General features: G+C 56.6%; 24 protein-coding genes and 1 pseudogene. 18 read left to right on the top strand and 7 right to left on the bottom strand.

All coding sequences use genetic code 11. The features are described from left to right. Positions 1-20 precede the first annotated feature (20 nt). The 4 genes from glcD to hglS all read left to right on the top strand — a co-directional run bounded on the left by glcD (position 21) and on the right by hglS (position 5,309). Entirely contained in the window at positions 21-1,520 is a 1,500-nt protein-coding gene (gene glcD / locus PMI36_RS10620) for a glycolate oxidase subunit GlcD (protein WP_008073263.1), read from the top strand. Next, positions 1,520-2,569 (top strand): glycolate oxidase subunit GlcE, encoded by a 1,050-nt coding sequence (gene glcE, locus PMI36_RS10615; protein WP_008073264.1) that lies wholly within the window; start codon positions 1,520-1,522, stop codon positions 2,567-2,569. Before glcD ends, glcE begins: the two co-directional genes overlap by 1 nt. 1 nt (position 2,570) lies before the next feature. Further along, positions 2,571-3,788, top strand: a complete 1,218-nt coding sequence (gene glcF / locus PMI36_RS10610) for a glycolate oxidase subunit GlcF (RefSeq protein WP_008073265.1) — start codon at positions 2,571-2,573, stop codon at positions 3,786-3,788. A 129-nt stretch (positions 3,789-3,917) separates the two neighbouring features. Continuing rightward, positions 3,918-5,309, top strand: coding sequence for a 2-oxoadipate dioxygenase/decarboxylase HglS (gene hglS, locus PMI36_RS10605; protein ID WP_008073271.1), 1,392 nt, complete (start codon positions 3,918-3,920; stop codon positions 5,307-5,309). Positions 5,310-5,716: 407 nt separating this feature from the next. Here the strand turns inward: hglS and PMI36_RS10600 are convergent, their stop codons facing one another. Next, positions 5,717-6,394 (bottom strand): type 1 glutamine amidotransferase domain-containing protein, encoded by a 678-nt coding sequence (locus PMI36_RS10600; protein WP_008073273.1) that lies wholly within the window; start codon positions 6,392-6,394, stop codon positions 5,717-5,719. Positions 6,395-6,495: 101 nt separating this feature from the next. Between PMI36_RS10600 and PMI36_RS31500 the strand changes: the two genes are divergently transcribed. The 14 genes and pseudogenes from PMI36_RS31500 to PMI36_RS10540 all read left to right on the top strand — a co-directional run bounded on the left by PMI36_RS31500 (position 6,496) and on the right by PMI36_RS10540 (position 20,959). Continuing rightward, entirely contained in the window at positions 6,496-6,690 is a 195-nt protein-coding gene (locus tag PMI36_RS31500) for a hypothetical protein (RefSeq protein WP_157214962.1), read from the top strand. A 105-nt stretch (positions 6,691-6,795) separates the two neighbouring features. After that, positions 6,796-7,311: an Hcp family type VI secretion system effector gene (locus PMI36_RS10595; RefSeq protein WP_007900657.1), complete on the top strand. Its 516-nt coding sequence runs from the start codon at positions 6,796-6,798 to the stop codon at positions 7,309-7,311. A gap of 130 nt (positions 7,312-7,441) precedes the next feature. After that, complete coding sequence (gene tssI / locus PMI36_RS10590) at positions 7,442-9,748, top strand: type VI secretion system Vgr family protein (RefSeq protein ID WP_008073274.1); 2,307 nt, start codon at positions 7,442-7,444, stop codon at positions 9,746-9,748. A gap of 544 nt (positions 9,749-10,292) precedes the next feature. Next, the gene (locus tag PMI36_RS10585; RefSeq protein ID WP_238543582.1) at positions 10,293-10,655 is read left to right on the top strand and encodes a protein regulator of cytokinesis family protein; all 363 of its coding nucleotides are present in this window, start codon (positions 10,293-10,295) and stop codon (positions 10,653-10,655) included. Positions 10,656-10,679: 24 nt separating this feature from the next. Beyond that, positions 10,680-11,417, top strand: a complete 738-nt coding sequence (locus PMI36_RS10580) for a DUF4123 domain-containing protein (RefSeq protein WP_008073281.1) — start codon at positions 10,680-10,682, stop codon at positions 11,415-11,417. After that, positions 11,417-16,204 carry an RHS repeat-associated core domain-containing protein gene (locus PMI36_RS10575; RefSeq protein WP_008073283.1) on the top strand — a complete coding sequence of 1,596 codons (4,788 nt, stop codon included), beginning with the start codon at positions 11,417-11,419 and terminating at the stop codon, positions 16,202-16,204. Before PMI36_RS10580 ends, PMI36_RS10575 begins: the two co-directional genes overlap by 1 nt. Then, positions 16,201-16,632 (top strand): hypothetical protein, encoded by a 432-nt coding sequence (locus tag PMI36_RS10570; protein ID WP_008073286.1) that lies wholly within the window; start codon positions 16,201-16,203, stop codon positions 16,630-16,632. The genes PMI36_RS10575 and PMI36_RS10570 overlap by 4 nt, the downstream gene beginning before the upstream one ends. A gap of 297 nt (positions 16,633-16,929) precedes the next feature. Further along, positions 16,930-17,319, top strand: a complete 390-nt coding sequence (locus PMI36_RS10565; RefSeq protein ID WP_008073287.1) for a hypothetical protein — start codon at positions 16,930-16,932, stop codon at positions 17,317-17,319. Positions 17,320-17,463: 144 nt separating this feature from the next. Next, complete coding sequence (locus PMI36_RS10560) at positions 17,464-17,751, top strand: barstar family protein (RefSeq protein ID WP_008073288.1); 288 nt, start codon at positions 17,464-17,466, stop codon at positions 17,749-17,751. 187 nt (positions 17,752-17,938) lie between these two features. Beyond that, positions 17,939-18,235 carry a hypothetical protein gene (locus tag PMI36_RS10555; RefSeq protein ID WP_008073289.1) on the top strand — a complete coding sequence of 99 codons (297 nt, stop codon included), beginning with the start codon at positions 17,939-17,941 and terminating at the stop codon, positions 18,233-18,235. 853 nt (positions 18,236-19,088) lie between these two features. Next, a complete protein-coding gene (locus PMI36_RS10550; protein ID WP_008073297.1) occupies positions 19,089-19,475 on the top strand; it encodes a hypothetical protein in 387 nt (128 codons plus the stop codon). A gap of 155 nt (positions 19,476-19,630) precedes the next feature. After that, positions 19,631-20,041: pseudogene (locus tag PMI36_RS30800) on the top strand (DUF2247 family protein); the annotation flags it as partial. Positions 20,042-20,348: 307 nt separating this feature from the next. Further along, positions 20,349-20,696: a DUF6124 family protein gene (locus tag PMI36_RS10545; protein WP_008073299.1), complete on the top strand. Its 348-nt coding sequence runs from the start codon at positions 20,349-20,351 to the stop codon at positions 20,694-20,696. Further along, positions 20,693-20,959 carry a hypothetical protein gene (locus tag PMI36_RS10540; protein WP_008073306.1) on the top strand — a complete coding sequence of 89 codons (267 nt, stop codon included), beginning with the start codon at positions 20,693-20,695 and terminating at the stop codon, positions 20,957-20,959. Before PMI36_RS10545 ends, PMI36_RS10540 begins: the two co-directional genes overlap by 4 nt. 332 nt (positions 20,960-21,291) lie before the next feature. Here PMI36_RS10540 and PMI36_RS10535 read toward each other — a convergent pair whose 3' ends face one another. The 6 genes from PMI36_RS10535 to PMI36_RS10515 form a co-directional block, all read right to left on the bottom strand. Then, positions 21,292-21,876 carry a hypothetical protein gene (locus PMI36_RS10535; RefSeq protein ID WP_008073309.1) on the bottom strand — a complete coding sequence of 195 codons (585 nt, stop codon included), beginning with the start codon at positions 21,874-21,876 and terminating at the stop codon, positions 21,292-21,294. Between the two features lie 86 nt (positions 21,877-21,962). Further along, positions 21,963-22,136, bottom strand: coding sequence for a hypothetical protein (locus tag PMI36_RS31730; RefSeq protein ID WP_008073311.1), 174 nt, complete (start codon positions 22,134-22,136; stop codon positions 21,963-21,965). 10 nt (positions 22,137-22,146) lie between these two features. Next, a complete protein-coding gene (locus PMI36_RS10530; RefSeq protein ID WP_008073312.1) occupies positions 22,147-22,389 on the bottom strand; it encodes a hypothetical protein in 243 nt (80 codons plus the stop codon). Between the two features lie 166 nt (positions 22,390-22,555). Next, a complete protein-coding gene (locus PMI36_RS10525) occupies positions 22,556-23,629 on the bottom strand; it encodes a lipocalin-like domain-containing protein (protein ID WP_008073313.1) in 1,074 nt (357 codons plus the stop codon). Further along, positions 23,619-26,090 (bottom strand): ABC transporter permease, encoded by a 2,472-nt coding sequence (locus tag PMI36_RS10520; protein ID WP_008073314.1) that lies wholly within the window; start codon positions 26,088-26,090, stop codon positions 23,619-23,621. The genes PMI36_RS10525 and PMI36_RS10520 overlap by 11 nt, the downstream gene beginning before the upstream one ends. Before the next feature lies 1 nt (position 26,091). Next, positions 26,092-26,760 carry an ABC transporter ATP-binding protein gene (locus PMI36_RS10515; RefSeq protein ID WP_008013141.1) on the bottom strand — a complete coding sequence of 223 codons (669 nt, stop codon included), beginning with the start codon at positions 26,758-26,760 and terminating at the stop codon, positions 26,092-26,094. Positions 26,761-26,927: the final 167 nt, after the last annotated feature.

Here is a 26,927-nt window from a genome sequence, read left to right on the forward strand (position 1 = left end):
TTTGCTCTGGGTGGTGAACGATGAACATTCTTTACGACGAACGCATCGACGGTGCTCTACCGAATGTCGACAAGGCTGCGTTACTCAAGGCTTTGCAGCAGGAGGTGCCGGACCTGGACATTCTCTGGCGCGAAGAAGAACTCAAACCCTACGAATGCGACGGCCTCTCGGCCTATCGCACCACGCCGATGCTGGTCGCCCTGCCCCGGCAGCTGGAACAGGTGCAAGCGCTGCTCAAGCTCTGTCATGCCCGCAACGTGCCGGTGGTGGCGCGCGGGGCCGGCACCGGGTTGTCCGGCGGTGCACTGCCGTTGGACAAAGGCGTGCTGCTGGTGATGGTACGGTTCAACAACATTCTGCACATCGACCCTGCTGCCCGCACCGCACGAGTCCAGCCGGGAGTGCGTAACCTGGCGATATCCCAGGCAGCGGCGCCCTTCGGTTTGTATTACGCGCCGGACCCGTCCTCGCAAATCGCCTGCTCCATCGGCGGCAACGTCGCAGAAAACGCCGGTGGCGTGCATTGCCTCAAATACGGCCTGACCGTGCACAACCTGCTGAAACTCGAGGTGCTGACCCTTGAAGGCGAACACCTGACCCTCGGCGCCGATTCGCTGGACGCGCCGGGCTTCGACTTGCTGGCCCTGTTCACCGGCTCCGAAGGCTTGCTGGGGATCATCACCGAAGTCACGGTCAAACTGCTGCCCAAACCCCAGGTCGCCAAAGTCCTGCTGGCGAGTTTCGATTCCGTGGAAAAGGCCGGCCGCGCGGTGGCCGAGATCATCGCGGCCGGGATCATCCCGGGAGGCCTGGAGATGATGGACAACCTGGCGATCCGCGCTGCCGAAGACTTCATTCATGCTGGTTACCCGGTGGACGCCGAGGCAATCCTGCTGTGCGAACTGGACGGCGTCGAAGCCGATGTCCACGACGATTGCGAGCGGGTCCGCGAGGTGCTGCAACAGGCCGGTGCCAGCGACGTGCGCCAGGCTCGGGACGAAGCCGAACGTGTGCGGTTCTGGGCCGGACGCAAAAACGCCTTCCCGGCGATCGGCCGTCTCTCGCCGGATTACTACTGCATGGACGGCACCATCCCCCGCCGCGAACTGCCCGGTGTGCTCAAGGGCATCGCCAGCCTGGCGCAAGAGTACGGCCTGCGCGTGGCCAACGTTTTCCACGCTGGCGACGGCAATATGCACCCGCTGATCCTGTTCGACGCCAACCAGCCCGGTGAACTGGAACGGGCTGAAGCCCTCGGCGGCAAGATCCTCGAACTGTGCGTGAAAGTCGGCGGCAGCATCACCGGCGAGCATGGCGTCGGCCGGGAGAAAATCAATCAGATGTGCGCGCAGTTCAACAGTGATGAATTGACCCTGTTTCACGCCGTGAAAGCCGCGTTCGACCCAAAGGGCCTGCTCAATCCCGGCAAGAACATCCCGACCCTGCACCGCTGCGCGGAATTCGGCGCGATGCACATCCACGCCGGGCAACTGCCCTTCCCTGAGTTGGAGCGTTTCTGATGCCGGACTTCGATGCCAGTGGAGCCCTGCTGGAGCAGGTCAAACAGGCGCGCGAGAACGCCACGCCGCTGCGCATTCAGGGCGGTAACACCAAGGCGTTTCTCGGCCGTGAAGTGGCCGGAGAAATACTCGATACCCGCGCCCATCGCGGCATCGTCAGCTACGACCCGACGGAGCTGGTGATCAGCGTTCGCGCCGGCACGCCGCTCAGCGAACTGTTTGCCGCACTGGATGCAGCTGGGCAAATGCTGCCCTGCGAGCCGCCGTCGTTCGGCGAAGGCGCCACTGTCGGCGGGATGATCGCGGCGGGGCTGTCTGGACCTCGGCGCCCGTGGTCCGGTTCGGTGCGCGATTTTGTCCTCGGCACGCGGGTGATCAGTGGCCTCGGCACCCACCTGCGCTTCGGCGGTGAAGTGATGAAAAACGTCGCCGGCTACGACCTCTCGCGCCTGATGGTCGGCAGTTATGGCTGCCTCGGGGTGCTGACCGAAGTCTCGCTCAAAGTGCTGCCCAAACCCCGGCAATGCTTGAGCATCAGCCTGGACATCGACTGCGCCCGCGCCTTGGAAAATCTGGCGCAATGGGGCCAGCAGCCACTGCCCATCAGCGCCGCCTGCCACGACGGTCAGCGTCTGTATCTGCGGCTGGAAGGCGGCGAAGGTTCGGTCACGGCCGCCCATCAACGGCTCGGCGGCGAACCATTGGACTCCGATTATTGGGCTGACCTGAACGAACAACGACTAGACTTTTTCAATGAGGGCCTGCCGCTGTGGCGCTTGTCATTGCCCAATAACCTGGGGCCTCTGGACTTGCCCGGTGAGCAACTGATCGACTGGGGCGGCGCGCAACGCTGGTTGAAGTCCGGCGCCGACAACATTCAGTCGCGAGCCCTTGAACTCGGCGGTCACGCCACCTGTTTCAGCCACGGCGTCAGCGAAACGCCGTTCCAGCCGCTGGCCCCTGCACTGCTGCGCTATCACCGGCAACTCAAGGCGCAACTGGACCCGCAAGGGCTGTTCAACCCCGGCCGGATGTACGCGGACCTTTAGCATGCAAACCAACCTCAGCGAACAGTCCAAACTACTGCCCCGCGCCGAAGAAGCGGACAAGATTCTGCGCACTTGCGTGCATTGCGGGTTCTGCAACGCCACGTGCCCGACGTATCAACTGCTGGGCGACGAACTGGACGGGCCGCGCGGGCGCATCTACCTGATCAAGCAAGTGCTCGAAGGCGCCCCCGCCACGGCCAAAGCCCAGTTGCACCTGGATCGCTGCCTGACCTGCCGCAACTGCGAAACCACCTGCCCGTCCGGGGTGGATTATCACAACCTGCTGGACATTGGCCGCGCGGTGATCGATCAAGCGGTGCCGCGCCCGGCCAGTCAGCGGTTGTTGCGTCAGGGGTTGCGGGCGCTGGCGCCGAATCCGAATCTGTTCAAGACTTTGCTGCAAATCGGCGCCACATTCAGGCCATTGCTGCCACGGGGCATCGAGGCGAAGCTGCCCCACGACCTCCCCGCCGCAGGCGAGCGCCCTGCCCCTCGGCATGCTCGCCGGGTGCTGATGCTCGAGGGTTGCGTGCAGCCCGGTCTGTCGCCGAACACCAATGCCGCGACGGCGCGGGTGCTGGATCGGCTGGGGATCAGCGTGATCCCGGCGCCCGAAGCTGGGTGCTGCGGTGCGCTGGACTATCACCTCGACGCCCAAGCCATGGGCCTGGACCGCGCCCGACGCAACATCGACGCCTGGTGGCCGCACCTGGAAAACGGCGCCGAAGCCATCGTGCAAACCGCCAGCGGCTGCGGCGCATTCATCAAGGATTATGGGCATCTGCTGGAGCGCGATCCGGTCTATGCGGCTAAAGCCCAGCGGGTCAGCGAATTGGCCCTGGACCTGGTGCAAGTGCTGGCCGAGGAACCGTTGGTACGGGTCTGCACTGCTACTGACCAGCGGATCGCCTTCCACTGCCCTTGTACCTTGCAGCACGCCCAAAAACTCGGCGGTGCGGTAGAAGCCGTGCTGACGCGGTTGGGCTTCAATCTCACGGCAGTGCCCGACAGTCATTTGTGTTGCGGCTCGGCGGGCACCTATTCGATTACCCAACCCGTACTGGCCCGGCAACTGCGCGACAACAAGCTCAACGCTCTGGAAAGCGGCCACCCTGAAGTCATCGCCACCGCCAACATCGGCTGTCAGAGCCACCTCAACAGCGCCGGACGTACGCCGGTCAGGCACTGGATCGAATTGGTGGACCAAGTGCTGCGCTGAACGAATGGGGCAGTGTCGCAAGAACAGTCCTTGGCAGAATGAAGTTCGTCAGAAACTTCGTTTGTCGGCGCCGCCGAAGGCTGCGATCTTTTCCGGCATCCGTTACGTCACTGCGCCAGGAAACTTTTCATGAGCCATCCGAACTTCATCAGCCCTGACCTGATCCGCCAACGCTTCTCCAAAGCGATGTCCGACATGTACCGCGAAGAAGTGCCGCTGTACGGCGCGCTGATGGAACTGGTGGAACAGACCAACCGCCACGTGCTGGACAGCGACCCGCAAATCGCCCGACAGCTGCACAGCACCGGTGAAATCCAGCGCCTGGACCTGGAACGCCACGGCGCGATCCGGGTCGGCACTGCCGCTGAACTGTCGACCCTCGCCCGCCTGTTTGCGGTGATGGGCATGCAGCCGGTGGGCTATTACGACCTGACCCCCGCCGGCGTTCCGGTGCATTCCACTGCGTTCCGCGCCGTGCATGAGGCAGCATTGCAGGTCAGCCCGTTTCGAGTGTTCACCTCGCTGCTGCGCCTGGAACTGATCGAAGACGCCGAACTGCGAGCCTTTGCCCAGTCGGTGCTGGACACGCGCTCGATCTTCACTCCGGCAGCATTGGCCCTCATCGAACGCGCTGAAACCCGGGGCGGCTTGAGCGAAGACGAGGCGCAGGATTTCGTCGCACAAGCCCTGGAAACCTTCCGCTGGCACCACAGCGCCACCGTCACCGCCGAGCAATACCAACAACTCAGCGCCCAGCATCGACTGATCGCCGACGTGGTGGCGTTCAAAGGCCCACACATTAACCATCTGACGCCACGCACCCTGGACATCGACATCGTGCAGGCGCAAATGCCCGCCCATGGCATCACCCCCAAAGCGGTGATCGAAGGCCCACCTCGCCGGCAATGCCCGATCCTGCTGCGTCAAACCAGCTTCAAGGCGCTGGACGAGCCCATCACCTTCACCGATCAAGCCCAAACCCGTGGCAGCCACAGCGCCCGTTTCGGTGAAATCGAGCAACGCGGCGCGGCGCTCACCCCCAAAGGCCGGGCGCTTTACGACCGCTTGCTGAACGCTGCCCGGGATGAACTCAAGGATTTCCCCAACGAAGCCAATGCTGCACGCTACAACGCGCTAATGACGCAGCACTTCGGCGAGTTCCCTGACACCGTCGAGGACATGCGCCAACAGGAACTGGCGTATTTTCGCTACTTCGTGACGGAAAAAGGCTTGGCGGCGAAGGGGCTGAATGGTGTGTCGCTGGAGGATTTGCTTCGCGACGGCTATGTGCGGGTTGAACCGCTGGTGTACGAAGACTTTTTGCCGGTCAGCGCGGCGGGGATTTTTCAGTCGAACCTGGGGGATGCGGCGCAAACCCACTATGGCGTGCATTCGAACCAGCAAGCGTTCGAAAAGGCCCTGGGAAGGTCGACGATTGATGAGTTGGGGCTGTATGCCGAGACGCAGCGGCGGTCGATCGAGGAGTGTTTTGCAGCACTGGGTTTGAACGTTTCCGAATAGGCGTGATGGCCGCAAAAAAGATCGCAGGCTTCGCCAGCTCCTACGGGGGTTGGGTGCACCCGTTGCATCGCGGTTGCACGCGGTCGAGGTAGGAGCTGCCGCAGGCTGCGATCTTTTGGCTGGGTTCGCCATCACCAAAATCAAGATCAAGATCAAGATCAAGATCAAAAGATCGCAGGCTCCGCCAGCTCCTACGGGGGTTGGGGGCACCCGTTGCATTGCGGTTTCACGCGATCGAGGTAGGAGCTGCCGCAGGCTGCGATCTTTTGGCTGGGTTCGGACCATCACCCAAATCAAGATCAAAAGATCGCAGGCTCCGCCAGCTCCTACGGGGGGTGGGGGCACCCGTTGCATCGCGGTTGCACGCGATCGAGGTAGGAGCTGCCGCAGGCTGCGATCTTTTGATCTTATTGCAGCTTCGCCAACAACGCCTTGGCGGTCTCTTCAGAAGACGCCGGGTTCTGACCGGTCAGCAACAGACCATCCGCGATCACGTAACTCGCCCAGTCATCGGCCTTGGAGTAAAGGCCACCGTTGGCCTTGAGCATGTCCTCCACCAAAAACGGCACCACATCCGTCAGCTGCACAGCGGCTTCTTCGGAGTTGGTGAAGCCCGTCACCCGCTTGCCTTTGATCAACGGCTGGCCATCCGCATCCTTGACGTGGCGCAACACCCCCGGCGCATGACAGACCGCCGCCACCGGTTTGCCCGCCTTGTAAAACGATTCGATCAGCGCAATTGAAAAGGGGTCTTCAGCCAGATCCCACAACGGGCCATGCCCGCCTGGATAGAAAACAGCGTCGTAGTCTTCGGCCCTCACGGTATTCAGCAATCCGGTAGACGCTAATGCGGACTGGGCAGCGGAATCCTTGTGAAAGCGATCGGTGGCCGCAGTCTGCGCGTCTGGCTCATCACTTTTAGGGTCCAGCGGTGGCTGGCCGCCCTTGGGTGAAACCAGGGTCAGCTGCGCGCCAGCATCCTTGAAGGTGTAATACGGCGCGGCGAATTCTTCGAGCCAGAAGCCGGTTTTCTTACCGGTATTACCCAATTGATCGTGGGACGTTAAAACCATCAGGATTTTCATGTCGTTCTCCAGTCGATGTCCGGGTTATTCAATTATCTCGGCGCTGGGTTTGACCATCGGACAGCGCTGTTCGTTGCGCCCATTGTCGGGGGTGACGGCTCATGGCCTTGATGCGCAAGAAGTTGCGCAACTGTGTCGGTGAAAAGTCCTCTAGCGAGGCTGGACATCAGGTTTATCAAGCTCTCCAGCCAAGTGCGCAAGAAGTTGCGCAGTGGTGCGCAACTTCTTGCGCACTTTTTCAGCGGATCCTTGCCGAAAACCTCTCCGGCGTTGGAAAAACCACCTCAACCACCTGATTTATATAGCATTAATCATTTCTGGCACGGACCTTGATAACAGTCAGGCACCCACCGGGCGATATCGCCTCCCGGGCACCCTAACTTTTAGCAAGGAGCACATCCATGGCTACACCAGCGTACATGTCCGTTACCGGCGAGAAACAAGGCCTGATCACTGCCGGCGCATTCACCGCCGACTCCGTTGGCAACACCTACCAGGAAGGCCACGAAGACCAGGTCATGGTTCAGGCTTTCAGCCACGACGTGATCATCCCGCGTGACCCACAGTCGGGCCAACCGACCGGTCAGCGTGTACACAAGCCAGTCGTGATCACCAAGGTCTACGACAAGTCCTCGCCACTGCTGCAAGCGGCGCTGACCTCCGGCGAGCGCATGAGCGAAATCGTTATCCAGTGGTACCGCACTTCGGCTCAAGGTACCCAAGAGCACTACTACACCACCAAACTGGAAGACGCGATCATCGTCGCCATCAACAACAAAATGCACAACTGCCAGGATCCGTCGAACTCGCACTTCACGCACCTGGAAGAAGTGCAATTCACCTACCGCAAAATCACCTGGACCCACGAAGTATCCGGTACTTCGGGTTCCGATGACTGGCGCGTTCCAGTCGCTTAATCGCGGCTGACGGTTCCAAACATCGGCCAGCTCTGCTGGTCGATGTCATTTGCGCCTTCCAGGAATTTTCGCGTCCGCAGCGCCCGTTTGGGTGCCGGCGTGCGCCGCAGCACAGCACGAGGAACAAGGGATGTTCGCGCCGGCCAATCAGACTCACTTTGCCCTGACTGTCGAAGGTCTGGAAAACGATCTCCAGGTCCTTTCCCTGCAAGGTCGGGAAGCCATCAGCCAGCCTTTTGTGTTTGAGGTGGAGCTGGTCAGTGAACAGCCGTCCCTGGACCTCGAAACGCTATTGCACAAACCGGCCTTTTTGCAGCTCTCGTCCGACGGCAGCGGCATTCATGGCCAGATCTACCGCGCCGCCCAAGGCGATTCGGGCAAACGCCTGACCCGCTATGCCGTGACGCTGCGCCCGCAGCTGTCTTACCTGGCGCACCGCATCAACCAACGCATCTTCCAGAACCTTAGCGTGCCGAAAATCATCGGCATGGTCCTCGAAGAGCACGGCATCCAGAGCAATGCCTACCAATTCAAAGTCGGGGCGATTTATCCCGAGCGCATTTACTGCGTTCAGTACGATGAATCGGACCTGCAGTTCATCCAGCGCCTGTGCGAGGAAGAAGGTATCCATTACCACTTCCAGCACAGCGCCACGGCCCACAAACTGGTGTTCGGCGATGACCAGACGGTGTTCCCGAAACTCGCGCCCGTGGCCTACCAGCAAGACTCCGGCATGGTCGCCAACGACCCGGTGATCAAGCGCTTCGACCTGCGCCTGGAAACCCGCACCAGCCGTACCACCCGCCGCGACTACGACTTCGAAAAACCGCGCCTGACCCTGGAAAGCGAACACAGTGGCGACGCCCTGCCCGACCTCGAAGACTACGACTACCCCGGTCGCTTCATCGATCGCGAACGCGGCAAGCACCTGGCCAAACGCGCCCTCGAGCGTCACCGCAGCGACTTCCAGCTCGTCGAAGGCAAAAGCGATCAGCCGTTGCTGGTCAGCGGCCACTTCCTGGCCCTGACCCAACACCCGAAAGCCAAGTGGAACGATCTGTGGCTGCTGACCGAAATCCTCCACGAAGGCAAACAGCCGCAAGTGCTGGAAGAGTCGGTCACCAGCAGCACGACTAACCTCAAGGACGATTTCCACCAGGGCTACCGCAACCGCTTCCAGGCCACCCCCTGGGACGTGCCAAACCGCCCGCCGCTGAACCACCCCAAACCTCGGATCCTCGGCAGCCAAAGCGCCGTGGTCACCGGGCCCAAAGGTGAAGAGATCCACTGCGACCAGTACGGCCGCGTCAAAGTGCAATTCCACTGGGACCGCGAAGGTCAGGCCGACGACAAAACCAGCTGCTGGCTGCGCGTCTCCTCCGCCTGGGCCGGCGCCCATTACGGCGGCATCGCCATCCCGCGCATCGGCATGGAAGTGCTGGTCAGCTTCCTCGAAGGCGACCCCGACCAACCGCTGATCAGCGGCTGCCTGTACCACAAGGAAAACGTCGTCCCGTACGCCCTGCCGGCGAACAAAACCCGCAGCACCTTCAAAACCCTGAGTTCTCCGGGCGGCGGCGGATTCAACGAACTGCGTATCGAAGACAAGAAAGGCCAGGAACAAATCTTCCTGCACGCCCAGCGCGACTGGGACGAAAACGTCGAACACGACCAGAAAATCCGCGTCGGCAACGAACGCCACGACACCGTCGAGCAAAACAGCTACAGCGAATTCAAGGCCGAAGAACACCACACCGTCTATGCCGACCGCAAAGTCGAAGCCCGCGCCAATGACCACCTGACCGTGGGCGTGAACCAGCACATCAAGGTCGGAACCGGCCAGTTCATCGAAGCCGGCCAGGAAATCCACCTGAGCAGCGGCATGAAAGTCGTGCTCGAAGCCGGCAGCGAACTCACCCTCAAAGGCGGCGGCAGCTTCATCAAGATCGACGCCAGCGGCGTGACGCTAAGCGGCCCGGTGATCAACATGAACTCCGGGGGTAGCCCGGGCAGCGGAACCGGGGCGGCGCCGTTGATGCCTGGGGCGTTGAAACAGGCGGATGCGGATAAGGCTGGCGCGGTTCTGAGTCCGGCGCAGATCAACACCCTCAAGCGCAACGCGCCGTTCTGTGAAGAGTGCGAGAAGTGCAGGGCAGGTGTATGCGATATAGAAAAACCCAACCACGATACTGAAAAAATCACCCACGATTTAGTGTTCGTCGTGAATGACGAAAAAACGGGCAAACCCAAGCCGAATACTCCTTACCAAATCAAGCTTGAGTCTGGACTTATTGTTAAGGGTGTTACCGACAGTAAAGGTTTGACCCAAAAAGTTTCATCCAACAAACCAGAAAAAGCCACCATCGAGACCCCCTACTATGGCGACACTACAAGCGACACTCACTCCGACTGCGGATCCGACGCCTGTAGCTGTTAGTGTTTCAGCGGATGAACCGAGTGGTGCTCAGTGGGTGGCAAGGTTCCTGGGCAGCGCTAATGTCACGTCACTTGCGTCTCCATTTCGTGAAGCCGTGACAAAGTTTCTCGATGCAGTAAGAGCTGCCGGCGGGACTGTACATATTTCTGCGACATATCGGCCTCCGGAAAGAGCTTATTTAATGCACTGGTCGTGGAAAATCGTTAAAACCGGCTACGACCCACAACAGGTTCCTAGCTATCCAGGTGACGTTATAAAAATCCAATGGGCACATATTTCCGAGTCTGGCGCGTTCGATCAACAGGCCTCCGTACCATGGTGAATGGCTACGGAATCAGCGGCTTGAACGTCGCCCCGGCGCTTAACTCACGGCACACCCAGAAACAGGCGATCGACATGAATATCAGCTGGTCCGGGACATTAACAATAAATAATGCCTCAGGAACGGCGGTCACTATAAGCTCAGATCCCAAAACCGGGATGAACAGTGAACTTCATACCGTAGGGGCCACTTATGGCGTGATCAAATTTATTGGTGGAAATAGTGACAAACCTCACTGGTCAAACGATGGGCATTAAAATGTACACAATCGCGCGCTATTTCTTGCTCATCGCATTCGCCCTCCCACTGCTTTCTTGTGCAGCCGAAAGCGATGGCTCAGTGCCTGGCGACGTCTCCGATTACATAACAAGCAGAGACAACTGTGACTCTCTGCGCGGAGATATTCCTGAGCCGGACCCCGCCGACCCGGACAACCTCAGCCGTGTCATCAGCGATATCAATAAATACTGCAAGGGCACAGATCAAAAACTGAAGCAGTTGAAAGAGAAATACTCTGGAAACGAAAGCATTGTGAAGTTGCTCTCGACTTACGAAGAAAATATTGAAGCGGATATGAGTTTTTAGATTCACTCATCAAGGACGGCTGTTGTGACATCTGAATACATCAATCCACAGGTCTGGTTATCCAAAACCCCGCTGCTACCGGGTGAACGCCTCTACCTGATCGTCAGCGCCGCCAGCGATGCCGAAGCGCTCAAGACGCTTTACCAAAATGAACCCACAACCCAGGCGATCCCGATCTGGGGCGGCACCCCCTACGCGGCCTGGCAGCCGGTGATGCCCTACCTCACCGAGTTGAAACCCAACTCAAGCTTCCTGCCATGGATTGCCGAAACGGATGCCCTCGATTGGGGGTGGCTGGCCGTTTCCCGCAGCGAACCGAACGTGGTGTTCGAACACCTGCGTAGCCTCACTCAGGTTCGGATGCCGGACGGGACTGAAGTGTTTTTCCGGTTCTGGGATGGGCGGCATATCTACCCGATTCTGGAAGGCCTCGGCGATGCCGCTGGTGAGGTGCTGCCGGCGTTTGATCGGTATCTGATTAATGGCAAGAGCCTGGAGGTGGGACCGAGGGTGGTGCCACCGGCGAAGGATTGGCCTTGGTGGGAGGTGCCGAAGAAGCTGCTCGACAGCCTCGCCAAGCAAAACCCGTCGACCCTGATCGGCAACCTGATGCAATGGCTGGAAGAGGAACGTCCAGACATCTACGCCGCTTACCCCGAAAGCAATCTGAAGCTGAAAGTCGCACGTTTCGTGCGCCGCCCGGATGCTCCGAAAAACCTTAATGAAGCACTGTTAAACCACCTGATTCTGGAGCAAGGCTGATGGATCGCGTTGCCTACGTTGACAACCAACTGAGCACGTTCAAGGACAGCTTGAAGCTGTATCAAGAACAGACCAAAACCTGGTACGCAAAAGCCGCCGACAAAGGCAGTCGAGCAACAGACCTGCCCTCCCTGCTGGGCATGGAGCGCGTCATCAAGGTCGGTAACACCAGCAAATCGGTAAGCATGACCGACGGCGATTTCGCCTCGAACGTTGCCCAGTGCCCACTCAAGGGGCCGCTGCTGATCGAGAGCAAATTCGAATCGGTGTATGACATCCCGTTGGGTGACATCGAAGTCGAAATCGTTGCGGTAGAAGGCGGCGCGGTCAGCAAAGTCAAACTCGACGCCCAAGGCAAAGCCAGCTGGACGGGCGGTATTCCGGGTAAGTTCTACAAGATCCGCGTTCACAACGAAGTAACGCCGGCGCAAATCGACACCCTGTTCAAATCCTATGACGGCCTGACCGGGCAACTGGAAGGCTTCCTGCGCAAGGAATGGGCCGGCTTCAAACCGCAATGGTCGAACATGTCCGCCTTGGGAACGGCGTCGGCGATTGGCAACGGCATCCTTGAAGGCGGCTGGGAAGCGATCAAAGGGGTCTGGGACGGCATCAGCCTGGTGCTCGACATCCTGCAAGACCCGAGCAAGTTTGCGAAAGACCTCGGTGCAGGTACCCAAAAGCTGATAGCGCTGGCAAAAGAAACGCCAGACGTGATGAAAAAGGCCATGCTGCTGGCCAGCGACGAGGCCGCTCTGTTCCTGATGGTACGCAGTGCCGTGATCTGGTTGGCCGGCCTGCCACCGATGAAGATGGCCGGTGACGCCGCAAGAATGACCACGGCGGCGGTCGTCGGCATCGCGATCGACATCGTGATTTCGATCGTTCTGACTGTTGCTGCAGAGGGTACCGGTGTCATCTACCTCGCCGCGCGCTTGAAAAAGTACGGCGAAATCATCATCAAGGCCGTGACCGGTTTTGTGGAGTCGGTATTCAAGATCATCAAAGGCTTCATGGAGTACGTCGCGAAATACACCGCGGTGGCGGCTCGTGGTGTGACGGCTCAGGTGAAGAAAGGGGTTGCACAGGTTCGTTTTGACGGGAAGCGAGTGACTACCATAGAAACGCCGAAAGTCCACCACGATGTACCCGCTCAGTCCAAGACTCCTGACGAAAAAAGTGCTAACTGCGCCAAAAGCACCTGCACCAATGGCTGTCCGGTTTCGATGGTGACGGGTGAGGAACTGTTGACCCTGACCGATGGTGAACTCGGAGGGCTACTACCATTCAGCTGGACCCGCCTCTATCGCACCAGCGCCGCGGAAATCGATTGCGGCCTCGGCTACGGGTGGAGTCACGCTCTGGCGCAAAGGGTGGAAATCAACGGTGATGAGGTGGTCTGGACCGACCACGAAAACCGCATTACGACCTTCCCATTGCCGAGTATGCAACGACCGGCGATTACCAACAGTTTGTCCGAAGCGGCGATTTTCATCGGCGACGATCCTTCCGAACTGATCCTCACTCAAGCTGACGACCGTTCCCAGTTCTATCATTTCCGCTACAACAGCAAAGGCGCGACGCTGATCGCCATTAGCGACGCCTACAACAACCGCCTGCACATCACCCGCGACATACACGGCCGGATCAAACGTGTCGACAATGGCGCCGGTCGCGCCCTGCTCCTGCGTTATGACCGCAAACACGTCGTCGCCGTCGATTACCAGCAGTTCAGTCCGGCAGACAATCTGGAAGATGCCTGGAGCACCATCCAGACCTTGGTCACCTATAGCTATGACGCTCAGCACCGCCTGATCGAAGCCAAAAACGCGGCGGGCGAAGCCGAGCGCTACGCCTACAATGAGCAGAACGTCATTCTTGAGCGCCGACTGGCCGGTGGCGCCAGTTTCTACTGGGAATGGGAAAAAGAAGGCAAATCGGCACGCTGCATCCATCACTGGGCAAGCTTCTCGCAGATGGACGCGTACTACGCCTGGGATGACAAGGGCAGTGTCACCGTCACCAATGCGGACGGCAGCGAAGAGATCTACGCCCACGACGACCAGGCTCGACTGATCGCCAAAATTGACCCGGATGGAGCCGAGAACCTCAAGGCTTACGACGACAAGGGCCGTTTGATCGCAGAACAGGATCCGCTCGGCGCAATCACGGAGTACCACTACAACGAAGCCGGTCGCATGGTGGCGGTTGTTCCACCGGAAGACGAACCTACCGCCTACGAATACAGCAATGGATTCGTAAGCAAAGTAAGTCGCGGCAAGACGACCTGGAAGTATCAACGCAACATCCAGGGCGACATCACTCAGCAGATCGACCCGGACGGGAATGCCACCCTCTACAGCTATGACCGTCAGGGCCGTCTGCTGGAAATCCGTCATCCCGATGGCAGTCGCCATCAACTGGGCTGGAACAACCTCGGCCAACTGCTGGAAGAGCACCTGCCCGACGGCGGCCAGCGCAAGTACCGTTACGACGCCTTGGGCCGGCAGATCACCCGTCAGGAAGAAACCGGCGCCATCACTCATTACCAATGGGACGCCGTTGATCGCCTGACACAAATCATCCTCCCCGGCGGCGCCACCCGTGCCTTCACCTATAACCCGTATGGTCGCGTCACCGCCGAACGGGATGAACTCGGGCGCATCACCCGCTACGAATACGCAGACAACCTGCACCTAGTGAGCCGCCGCATCAACCCCGACGGCAGCCAGCTGCGCTACCGCTACGACAACTCGCGCCTGCTGCTCACCGAGATCGAAAACGAACGTGGCGAGCACTACCACCTCGACTATTACCCGAACGGCCTGATCCAGCAGGAAACCGGTTTCGACGGTCGCCGTACCGCCTACGAGTACGATCTCAATGGCCAACTGCTGAAGAAAACCGAATTCGGCGACGACGGCAGCGAGCTGAGAACCGAGTACCAGCGCGACGCTGCTGGCCGTCTGCTGGTGAAAACCCTGGCTGACGGTGAAGAAATTCACTACAGCTATGACGCCCTCGGGCGCCTTGTCAACGTCGACGATAGCCACTGGCCCCTCGCCTACGAATACGATCTGCAAGATCGCCTGATCACCGAACACCAGGGCTGGGGCACTCTGCGCTACGAGTACGACAACGTCGGCCAACTGAAACACTGCCGCCTCCCGGACGGCAGCAAGCTCGATTACCGCCACCAGCCTGGCGGCCAGCTGAGCAGCATCGACCTCAACGGCTCGCGCCTGACCAGCCACCAGTTCAACGCCGGCCGCGAACAACAGCGCCAACAAGGGCTGCTGCTCAGCCAATACCAGTACGACGAACAGGGTCGGTTGCAAGCACACAGCGTCAGCCAGCGCGAAAAGAATCTGTTCCAGCGCCGCTACACCTACGACGCCAATGGCAACCTCGCCGGCATCGACGACAGCCGCAAAGGCCACCGCAGCTATCACTATGATCCGCTTGACCGCCTGATCAATGTACGCGGCGCTACGCCTGAAAGCTTCGCCCACGACCCGGCGGGCAACCTCCTCGGCCAAAACAACGAGCCGACCGCGAACCTGGCCAACGTCAAGGGCAACCGCCTGCTGATGCAGGGCGACCGTCATTACGACTACGACGCCTACGGCAACCTGATCCGCGAACGCCGAGGCGCCGGGCAGAAACTCGTCACCGAATACCGTTACGACTGCCAGCATCGCCTGATCGGCGTCAGCCTGCCGGGTGGCAGCGTCGCATCCTACAAATACGACGCCTTCGGCCGACGCATCGAAAAGACCGTCGATGGCCACACCACCGAATTCCTGTGGCAAGGCGAACGCCTCATCGCCGAAAGCGGCGACAACCGTTATCGCAGTTACATCTACGAGCCGGGGACTTTCCGCCCACTGGCGATGCTCGACGGCGAAGGCCCGCTGAAGGCCGCGCCGTTCTACTACCAACTCGACCACCTCGGCACCCCGCAGGAACTCACCGATTACAGCGGCGAGATCATGTGGTCGGCCAAGTACCGCGCCTATGGCAACGTTGCAACCCTGGACGTTGCAGAAATCGACAACCCTCTACGTTTCCAGGGTCAGTACTTCGATGCCGAGACAGGCTTACATTACAACCGGCATCGCTACTACAATCCGGGCACTGGACGGTTTTTGACGCCGGATCCGATCAAGCTGGCGGGTGGGTTGAACAACTACCAGTACGTGCCTAACCCTACGGGGTGGGTGGATCCGTTGGGGTTGATGTGTAAACCTGGTGAATGCCCCGATACCGAGCCACCAAAAAAATGGACAGAAAAATCGGTCTTCAATAAATACCCAGAAAAAACGGTCATAAAAACTTCGGGACCTGAAGAACAAGCAGCATTTTTGCACGAGTACCTACCGGGTTTACCGAAAGAGCAAGCAAAGATGATTCTCGACGAGTCTTATAAAAAAGGAACCTCGGTTGTGATCGGAGGAAGTAGGGTCAGAGGCGACAATCTTCCTGGTAGCGATTTGGATGTCGGCTTCGGACATTTGAACGCAAACCAAGCAGGCAAGCATGTTAAATCCCTTGAGAGCAAGTTCGAAGGTAAAGATGGCTTTTTATCACTTGAAAAAACCCGAATCGTACCTGGGAACAAAACATCTAACATTGAAGAAATAAAATCACCAGAAGAGTTCTTCCAACGATCAGGCACGCGTTCGGGCCTAGATCCAAAAGCAGGACAAGAGTACAAGCCTTCAGGCTCTATCACCTTAGAAAAAGACGGCACTATTACACTATTACCACCAAGGACAGAGCCATGATTTTCAAATCCGCAGGACAGGCTATCAATCCATCTATTGTAGGTTACCGAAGCCTTGGCTTTGGAGAAGACACGACGTTTGAAACCGTGGAGTTTGAGCTGACCACAAACACACAAGAACTAGCAATGGATTTTTTTAGAAGAGCGGACTCTTTCATTGCTCAATGCAAAATCGATGATGAACAACAAGGCTATGCTGACATTCAAGGGCTGAAAGAGCTCTGCTACCCGAATTTTTCTAACCTAATTAAAAACGCGCCCGACTTAGCAGCGTCACTAATCAAGGACTATCTATATTTTGACCTGCTAGATTCGTTATTTCCAACTTCAAAAAACCTAAAAATAGTTATCAACAACATAAAAAACATAAAAATAATAGACAGTAACTTAGTCATCAACGGCGAGACATTCCCATACCTAAACATGTAAAAAAACTATACAAATCTGTCTACTTTATATCTATAACGCACAACAAGCGGAAGGTCGATGCAACCAAACATACGAATGCACAGTCAGCTAACCAAGCAAGATCGCTGAGTTTGGGACGAAGAACTCGCAAAAGAAAAGGTGACAGATTTATTTTTCTAGTCACCTTTCTCTAAGCGCTCATGAAAATAAACCTGTCCCCTTTTTTGTGCTCACTCAGCACTACCGAATTTGCAACTACAACCCAAAAGACGGAAAAGTAATTCGTATCTATTGGCCAAATCAATTTGAGGGGCAAAAATGAACGACCAAAAAATGATCCCACGAAGTGTTTGGTACGGACTCGAAGGTACAGGTTATGACAAAATCGCACAAGAACTTAAGTCTGAAGATCCATTACTGCGCAAATGGATTGCCATATATGCAATTTACAAATTTGAATTTTCGCTAGATGACCCTTTTCAATATTATGACTTCATAAGCTCATCAAAAAATTCACGCTATGCAGTAATAGAATTCTCAATACCAATTGAAACAATAAAAACAAGCGACGGCATTGATGACCGAGACATCACAATAATAAAACTCGAAACAACGAACTCGGAAGAAGAAATAAATCTCCTTCTAGAAAAAAGCAATATTGCACCGGAACTTTTCACACCGCCGTGGCGATGTGACTACCCCCTGTAAACTTACATACAACTATCAGCACAAAAGGCAGCACAAAAGGGGACAGATTTATTTTCCATGAATAACAAATCTATTCCCTTTTTTGTTCAGCAACCACTACAACACGGTTAGCTCAATAGGAACATGGAAGTGAAGAGTAAAACTATGACAATCGAACTCGACGGCTCCACTATCAAGTCAGAAATTGAATTCCACAAGCAACTCGCATCAGCTTTAAAAGCTGGTGAATCCTATGGAAACAACCTCAATGCTTTATGGGACTTGCTTAGTGCAAACACAGAACGTCCTATAGAGCTAATCTGGAGAAACTCCAACAACTCAAGAAACAGCATGGGTGACACTTTCGAAAAAATAGTGAGCATTCTTAACCGAGTGAAAGTTCAAGATGAGAGCTTTGGCTGGGATGAAAAATTTACATATATACTAGAATAAATTACTCAACTGTCACGTGCGACAAAAAGGGGGAAGATTTACTTTCTACGCACCTGAAAATAAACTTGCCCCCTTTGGGTTCAGTGAGAAAAGGTGACAAATTTATTTTCTAGTCACCTTTCCCCAAGCGCTCATGAAAATAAATTTGTCACCTTTTCGATTCAACATTCACACGTAGGAAATAAACATGTTGAGCTCAAACAAAAAAATAGTCATCCCCGGCGAAAAAGCTTTAGAAGCCCTAGCAGAAATTGAATTTATTTTAGTTTCTCTACGAAAAATTGGAACTTATTACATCGACAGACCAGTGGAAGACTATCGGCGAGCTACCACAGATTTCATAGACGACTTCAAAGTTACACAGCGCCTAGCAAAGGTACGGCGAATAATATGCGAGCATGTCGACTCAACTCTCGGTGAAGATGATATGGGTGACGTAGAACGCCACGTGAAAAATTTGGCTTATTGGAAACCCGAGCAATAATCCCTCTTGTCTCCGACCGTATAAAAAGAAATAAAAAGAACAAATAAAAAGGAGACAGATTTGAATGGATTGTAAATTCAAAATTAGAAATAACTCATCAAAGATTCATCCCTAATGGAAAAATTAGAGAAAAGGGGACAGATTTATTTTCTATACACATGAAAATAAATCTGTCCCTTTTTTGGGCGATTAGAGAAACCAATACTTATTGTTCATGATGCCCCCCCACGCTTGGGAGTTAGAAACATCGAAAGACCTAAAAACCCTATTTTCCGAAACCACAGGCTTTCCTTTCTGGATAACCGATACAAGACTGAGTTTTTTAATATACATGGATGATCATGATTGTGTGCACACAGCGCACTCAGACCAATGGCTTGACAAAAAAATATAACGGGACGAATTTAGTCTCTAGGCGTTCAACCTTTTCCCTTTCCTAGAGCTTCGCAAGAAAATGTGGTCTGTCCCCGACACCAATAATATTGTGGATCAAATACCTGACAACAGTACAAAAGAAGAGAAAAGGGGACAGATTTATTTTCTATGCACATGAAAATAAATCTGTCCCCTTTTTTGCACGAGCAAACCAGTAAAACCACAGGATGCCGCTGGGAAGTGGCATGATTTCTTGGGTGAGGGTCCATATACTAATATCCATCCACGTACGGGGCTTCCCGATAATGATCGGTTGGTTTCTGCTGACGGAAAAAGAAGTATTCGGTACGGAGCTCATGAAATGAACAGCAAGCCAAACAAGCATCATTACCATGAAGAAACCTGGACACTCGATTTAATAAATAATGTCATGAATGTCGACAATACCGTCGTCCGCGTTCCGCTAGGAACTAAGTAGATGAAGGTAACTATACTACGCATCATCGACTCCACTGCTCTCGGCACCTACGTGGAGTTCTCTACACCTTATGGAGTCGGCTCATCACTTTTTGCCGCCCCTGAAATCAAAGAAGGTCTGACATATGATGTAGAGATAAACATTGATGACGATTTTTTTTGGAATGAAAATATAGCCCCATCAATTAAGCATGCACCATCGATCTACTTTCACTCCGGGAAGCTTCACATTACGGCCGAGCTGATTTCTAGCGAAGACGATGGCTGTGGGGCATTGAGAATCGGCGACTCAATAGCTCTAATCTCATTAAATCAAGCACACTATCCATTACCAATGTTTGTTGACATAAGTGCAAAAGAAACCTCCCTACACCCTACACATATTTAGAGAAAAGTGGACAGATTTATTTTCTATGCACATGAAAATAAATCCGCCCCTTTTTTTTGCAAGTAGATACAAAAATGAAAAATCTTTCGTTTGACGGCTATTTTATATACAAAAAAACTCCGTGGTTAAATTGAAAAGAGCTTCTATATGGATTTGAGCATGGCTTTATAGATGAAAAAGGCGTATCGGAATACGCTTGTAAAACCCTAACAGAAAAATCTTCACAAGAAGCCATTGAACTCGCCTCCTTGCTACCTCAAGAAAATTATTTGGCAAACGACTTACTCCATTCACTGGCAAACAAGGACCTCTCACCAGCAACAGACACCACCAAACCTTGGATCTTTTTATTACTCTCTTTTTTATTTGAGCATCAAGAAAACCATGACGATCCGCTTGAAATAGCGGAAGAACTGTACGCAGACTTCAATTATCCAGAAGAAATTGCTTCTTTAGTTAGATACATGCCTCTCCCAGAAGGATCCGAAGGACGGCTATTTGAAAATTGGAAAACTGTATTATCAGCTTATAAAGACTCTTTCGAACAACAGAATAGATCCATTTAGGACAATGGGTGTCCCCTTTTGCTCTTAAATCTCCACTACTTTGTGGACCCTCAGTTTATATGAACGATAAAAAACCCGAGTTCACTTAAAACCAAATCTGACTCAATTTTTCAGCCCATCGGGACGCCTGACAAAAGCATCGGACATTTCCCACAACCCCCATCGCCCCCCATGAACTTGTACACCCCCTCCCTCCCCAGATAACCTCCCCCAGCCGCTGCAACCTCAGCGACCGGTTTTGACAGGCCGAACACGATCAAGGCATGCAAATGCCGCTTTGCGGCTCCATTAATTCAGGAGCTTCACGATGAAAAAATTTCCACCCGACTTCTTCGACCCCAATCAACTCAGCCAAGCAACCCAACGCACCATCAGTGCCCGCCTCCGCGACCCAAAAAATCCCGACCCCATCAGCCACGTTTTCACCCTCCTCCCCAACATCGACACCGAAACCCTGCTAAGCCACGCCTGCGAAACCCTCGCCTCGCTCAACGTGCTGACGACCGACTTTGCCTGCGAGCTCGAAGGCTCGCACCGCAGCCTGGCGTTATCGATTCAGCAATTGGCCGTGCTGGGTGAATTGTTGGTAAACCGGGCGCTGGACAACCTCGATCCACCGGGTGGGGCGTCCGATGCTCAGGAGGTTCAACCATGACTCGATACATGCCGATTACCGGCATCGACTGCACGATCCCTTCCCTGCTGATCGACACCGAAGCGCCTATTGACGTGTTGCATGACACGGCGGCATATCGCATTCACAGTGTCACTCAACTGTTGGAAGCGCTGTCCCTGAGCGAGGCGTTTGGTGGTGATGCTGCGTTGTTGCGAGAGTTTGCGCGGGTGTCGGTAATCCCGTTGCGGGACGGTTGTGATCTGTTGGATGTTATCGGGCGACGGTTGCGGGCGCAGCTTTAACCCAGCCAATAAAAATGGGCGACTTCAAGGTCGCCCATTTTTTATGTCCGAAACTTTTAAACATTGCGTTCCAGAGGAGGTGTTCGCCCAGTGTAATGGCCTGGCAATCCATGCACCGGTAAAGAGCCCTGACACCGGGCGAACGGGAAGGATTTTAATAGAATTTGGCGGATATGTCCTCGGTATAAACATGAAATTTATGCACGTAATATTTCTCAAGTTTTTGCTAAAAAACCAGATACAAACTTTTAAAACTCACCAGTTCGACCATTAAAACTGATTGTTCTTATACAACTTTCTATACAAGAACAATCAATAGGTACAAGTAATGATCAGCTTGGATGCTGGCTGGTGACTTTCAGCACATCGGTATAGGTCACCACAACGCTCTGCCCAACTTTCAGATCTTTCAATTTCGCCTGGACTTCAGGCCTTTCGACGTTGACGGTTTTTGATTGGCCGGCCGGGTTCTGGAAGGTGACCTGGTTTTTCTTCAGGTCGATGTGGGTGATTTTCAGTTGGACCTGTACCTGACGGAAGGCTTCGCCGCCGGGGTTGGGGTTGTCTTTGGTGGCGCGGATTTCGCCGGTATGTTCGATGGAGCCTGGCAAGCCTTTGTCGATGTCGGTGTCGAGGTAGGCCGCGATCGAGCGGATGACTTCGACGTTGACCTGGTCACCGACTTTCAGTTTGCCGAGGTTTTTCGCCTTGTCGCTGAGTTGTACATGGACCTGCCGACCTTCCGCGCCTTCAAGGACGACCTGGTGTTTGGCGGCGTCGACCGCCAGGACTTTGGTGACGACCTGATCAGCTTCCATGACGGCGGACAGCGGGATGTCTGCGGCAATGGCGCTGAGGCTGGCGGTGGACAGGAGCGTGGCGAGGGTGATGGCTTTTGTCAGTGCGTTGAGCTTCATAAGCGATACTTTCCCTGTGATGGATGGCAGCAGACAGCTCTCTATCCAGGTTCGGCGCCGTCTGTGCCGATGAGCATAGACGCTGATCAGGGAGTTTCCGCTGTTTCTTGCGCGGTGGATTCTCCGCTGTCTGTGCCCTTGCCGCTTTCCTTGCGCCGGGTCGGGTCGGTGGGACGCAGGGCGTCGTTGTCGCGCTCGACTTCGCCTGGTGGCCGGGGTTCGTCGGGGTTTTCCGAGGGACTGGTCGGTTTGCGATTCATGGGGATGTCCTCAGGCTTCAGGATCGTCGACTTCATGGGCGACGTTCACGGCGGGCGAGTCTTTGTGGGATTGATCGGCCTTGGTCTTGAGGATCTGCCATTGAGCGAGGTCGATGGCGCCCTGCCCCAGCAGATCGTCGGCGATGCGCAGCAATTCGCTGTAATGCGCGTCGGGGGATTGCTGCCAGTAGGCTTTGTCGTCGAACAGCCGCTGCCATGTGGCAAGGGTGGGCGGTTTGAGGTCGTCGCTCATGGCGGGCTCCTGCCGGTATTATTACGGTAGAGAGATGGAGGTCTCTGGGAGTTCCTGTGGATTGGACGCATTAGGAGCAGGATCAAAAGATCGCAGCCTTCGGCAGCTCCTACACCGACCGAGTACACCCGCGTCATTGCGGCATACGCATAACCCTCTTTTGATCTTAATACCCGGTCATCTCCAGATAGCCCTGCCCGCGATGGCTGCCGCTCAACCGCACCGGTCCTTCCCAATAGGGAATGCGCAAGTCCATCCAGGCCTTGGGGTTGAGGGCGTTGATGGTGATTTCGAGGTGCTTGGCGGGTATCTTGATCGACCAGCTCACAGGCATCGAGCGGCCAGCGACATTGGTCTTCTCCTGAGGGGTGAGGCTGATGTCGTCGGCGTGCAATAACTGCGTCTGCCCTTGAGCGTCGATCCAGGTGCCGGTGAGGTATGGCGCGCCTTCCTTTTGCCGCATGCGATAGAGCATGACCTGTTCGCCGCTGTCCAGGTGCAGGGAGAACCAGTCCCAGCCGGTCTGGTTGGCGGTCAGGGGTTGGCTGCTCCACTCGCGGTCGAGCCAGGCCGGGCCGCTGACCGTGTAGGTTTTGCCATCGATTTCCAATGTGCCACTGGCCTGGAAAAACGGTTGGCTGTAGTAATACGAAGCCTGGCCTTGTTCGGATTTCTGGCTGAAGCCTTTGTCGCCCTGAAGCACCAGTGGGCGTGTGGAGGTCAGTCGCAATTGGTAGCTGAAAGCCTTGTCGCGAGCGCTGAGTTGCAGGTCCGCCAGCGGGTTTTCATCGGAAGCCTGACTGCTGAAATGCCAATCGTCGATCCATGCCTTGAACGGCGTCAGGCTCACGCCAGCCTGGCCGACGCCGCCTCGGGCGTAGCGTTCGGCGGCATGGTGCACCGTGGCGGAAGTCACGGCCGCATGGCCCAGCCAGATGGTCTGATTGCTCCAGCCGGGTTGCTCGGGGGTCGCTTTCAAGGCACTGCGAAACAGCGTCCATTGCGCGCCGAATTCCTGGCCCTGATCGTCCTTGAGGTTGGCGGTGACGTACCACCATTCGATGCGAAAACCATCGTGGGGGCCGTGATCCGCCGGGAAGCTGAATACCCGGCCGGGCACCACCGGGGTAAATGCGGCGGCCTGATGGCCAAGGCCGGCGAAGCCTTTTTCCGGCGCAGGTGTGTTGTCGCATCCATTCAGCAGCGCGGCCAGTAGCAACACGCCGACCTTAATCTTCATGAGCAAACGTCCTCAGCAGATCCGCCGGTTGCGTGCGATACAGCGAGTACAACGGCCATGCGGATGCGAGCAACGTGGCGAGCAATGCCAGGCCCATCAACTGCAACAGTTGCAACGGAAATACCCGCAACGGCAAACGCCAGCCGAAGGCCTGAACGTTGATCACCGTGTCCAGGCACCACGCCAATGCGATACCCAAGGGCAACGCCAGCACCAGCGTCAGTACCGCCAGCAACCAGGTTTGCCCGAGATTCAGCAGCATCAGTTGTCGACGGGTTACGCCCAACGCCCACAGCGGTGCAAGTTGCCCAAGGCGGCTTTGGCTCTGGGTCAGCAGGCTGATGAACAGCGCCACGCCCGCGACGCACAGCGTCAGGCTGTTGAGCGCGGCGGTGGCGGCGAAGGTGCGTTCGAACACTTGCGTGGACCAGCCCTTGAGCCGGACCTGATCGACGATACGGCTGTCGTCCAGGGCGAAGCGTGCTTGCAGCGCGGTCAGGAACCCAGGGATCGATGCCGGTTCGATGCGCAGGTTGAAACGGTTAGGCGTCAACTGCGGCCAGCCGCGCAGCAGATGATTAATGTTGACCAGCAGATGCCCCTTGGGATTGCCGTAGTCGGCGTAGATCCCGACGATCCGCGGCGACCATGGACCATTCGGCGTGGCGATCGTCAGATGATCACCGAGCCGTACCTTCAACCGTCGGGCCAATTGTTCGCTGAGCATCAGCGCGTCGTCCTTGGCCAGTCGCTCCCAAGGGTTGTCACCCAAGGCTTCCAGCAGCGGCCAGTGCTGACGATAAGTCGGGTGCTCGATCACGCCAAAGACGTCCGCCGGCCAGCCCTGTAACTGGATCGATACCTGCCAGTTCGGTAGCACTGCGGTGACTTGGGGTTGTTGTTTGAGCCAGGTGTGCAGTTCTCGAGCCTGGGCGGGATTTTGCGGATTGAGGTACAGCTCGGCGGTCAACCGTTGTTCGAGCCAGTTGCTGAAGGTCTGACGGAAACCGGCGGTCATGCTGCCGGCGCCGATGTTTGCCGCCAGCGCCAACAACAGCGCCATCAAGGCCAGGCTCAGGGCCGGCAGTTGCTGGCGGCAGTCGGCGAGAAACCATTGGCCGAGCACCGAACGACTGCGCCCAAGCACCCAGTTGAGCACGCTGTTCAACACCACCGGCAAGGCCAGTGCGGCGCCGATCAACAACGCGGCCATCAACACGAAGCCACTGCTCAGGCTGTCGCCGAAGCTTAATGCCAATAACGCGATCACCGCAGCCATGGCGGCGACCCAACCTTGGCGCCGCAACCAGCGCGCGTGGGCCTGATGCCAGGCTTGCGGATTGGCCAGCGCCAACAACGGTAACCGCGCCGCCCGTAGCAAACTGTTGGCGCCGGCCAGCAAAGCGCCGAACAGGCTCAGGCCGATACCGCTGAACCACCACAGCGGACTGAGGTTCAGCTGCCCCGGCACTTCGGCGCCGTACAAACCGCGCAGGCTGGCGGCCACATCCGGCAACAGCACGCCGGCCAGCAGGTAGCCGCTGACGACGCCGGCGATACCACCAATCAGCGCCAGAGCACCCAGCTCGACGGCAAGGCAGGCAATCAACATGCGGGCACTGACCCCGCAGGCGCGCAGGGTTCTGAGCAAGCTTCGGCGTTGCTCCAGCGCCAGGCCGATCGCCGCGTGAACGATGAACAGGCCGACCACGAACGACAGAAAACCCAAGGCATCGAGGTTCAGGTGGAAGCTCTCGGTCAGGCGCGCGAGGTTGTTTTCTTCGCCGCTGCTTTTGAACTGGAGTTGGCCCTTGAGCTCATCAGGCAGGGTCGCGGTGAAATCCTTGGGCAGCAGCAGCCGTGACAATTGATCGGGCAATTGCAGAATCTGTTGGGCGAAGCCGATGTCCACCAGCAACACACCGGGCGCCATGTCGGTCTGGGCACGCAGCGGCGGCAAGGTGACTCCACTCTGGGCTACCGGGGTTTCACCTTCGCGCAAGCCCAACGCCTGTAAAGTCTGCGGTGAAATCCAGGTGCTGCCCGGCGGGGTGAAAAACTCGACGATCTGCTCGATCGGCAACGACCGCCCGGCCACTGCGGAACCAGCCGGCAGCGACACCGGCTCAATGCCCATTAACTGCAAGCGCTGGTCTTCATGGCCATTGAGCGTCACCCGGCCTTGCAATACGGGTGATACCGGCCAACCCGCACGACGCAGATCGACAAACACTTGCTGGGAAAACACCCCACCGCCGAGTGCCGTGAGACTGGCTTGCGGTTCGCCGCCGATCAGTTGACTGGCCCGGGCGTAGCTTTCTCGCGCCTGGCTGTTCAGCGCTTGCACGCCAGTCAGCAGGCTGGTGGCGAGCCAGAGCCCGGTCAGCACACTGAAAAATTGCACCGGGTGCTGTCGCCAATGGCTAAGCAGCGCCCGCAGCGTCTCACGAAAAACCCGCACTTCAGCGCTCGTCCGCGCCAGCCAGACGGCCACCGTGCAGCACCACTTTGTCTGCCAGCCGCGCGGCGACCCGTGGGCTGTGAGTGACCATCAACAAAGTTGTCGGGCTGTCGTCGAGCAGTTCCAGCAACAACTTCAACACCTCATCGCTGGTGGCTTCATCAAGGCTGCCGGTGGGCTCGTCGGCCAGCAGCAGTTTGGGTTGCGATGCCAGGGCGCGACCTAAGGCGACCCGTTGCTGTTGCCCACCAGACAGTTGCTCCGGATAGCGCCGCAGCAAATCTCCCAACCCAAGACGTTGCACCAGATGCGCCTGCCAACGTGGATCGTGGCGCCCGGCCAGCCGCGCCTGAAACGCCAGATTGTCTTCAACGCGCAAACTGCCGATCAGGTTGAACTGCTGGAACACCAGACCGATTTCGGTCCGCCGCCAGTTCGCCAATTGGCTTTCGTTCATCTGCTCCAGCCGATGTTCGCCGCTGCGGATGCTGCCGCGGTCGACCTTGTCCAGCCCGGCGATCAGGTGCAGCAAGGTGCTCTTGCCACTGCCCGACTCACCCATCAGCGCCAGGCTGCTGCCGGGTTTCAACGTGAGGTCGACGCCTTGCAATACCGGCAGCGGGCCTTGGGGGGTGGCGTAGCTTTTGAAGACGCCCTGGACCGAAAGCATGGGGGGAGACTCATTGAAGGCAGTGGGCCTAGGATAGCGGACGGCAGCAGGACCGCGTTATCGTTCTTCGCGAGCAAGCCCGCTCCCACAGGGATCGTCGGTGTACGCAGAATCTGTGGGCACATCGGTCAAATGTGGGAGCGGGCTTGCTCGCGAAGGGGCCCGCT

The sequence above is a fragment of the Pseudomonas sp. GM79 genome (assembly GCF_000282495.1).
Classification (GTDB): Bacteria; Pseudomonadota; Gammaproteobacteria; order Pseudomonadales; family Pseudomonadaceae; genus Aquipseudomonas.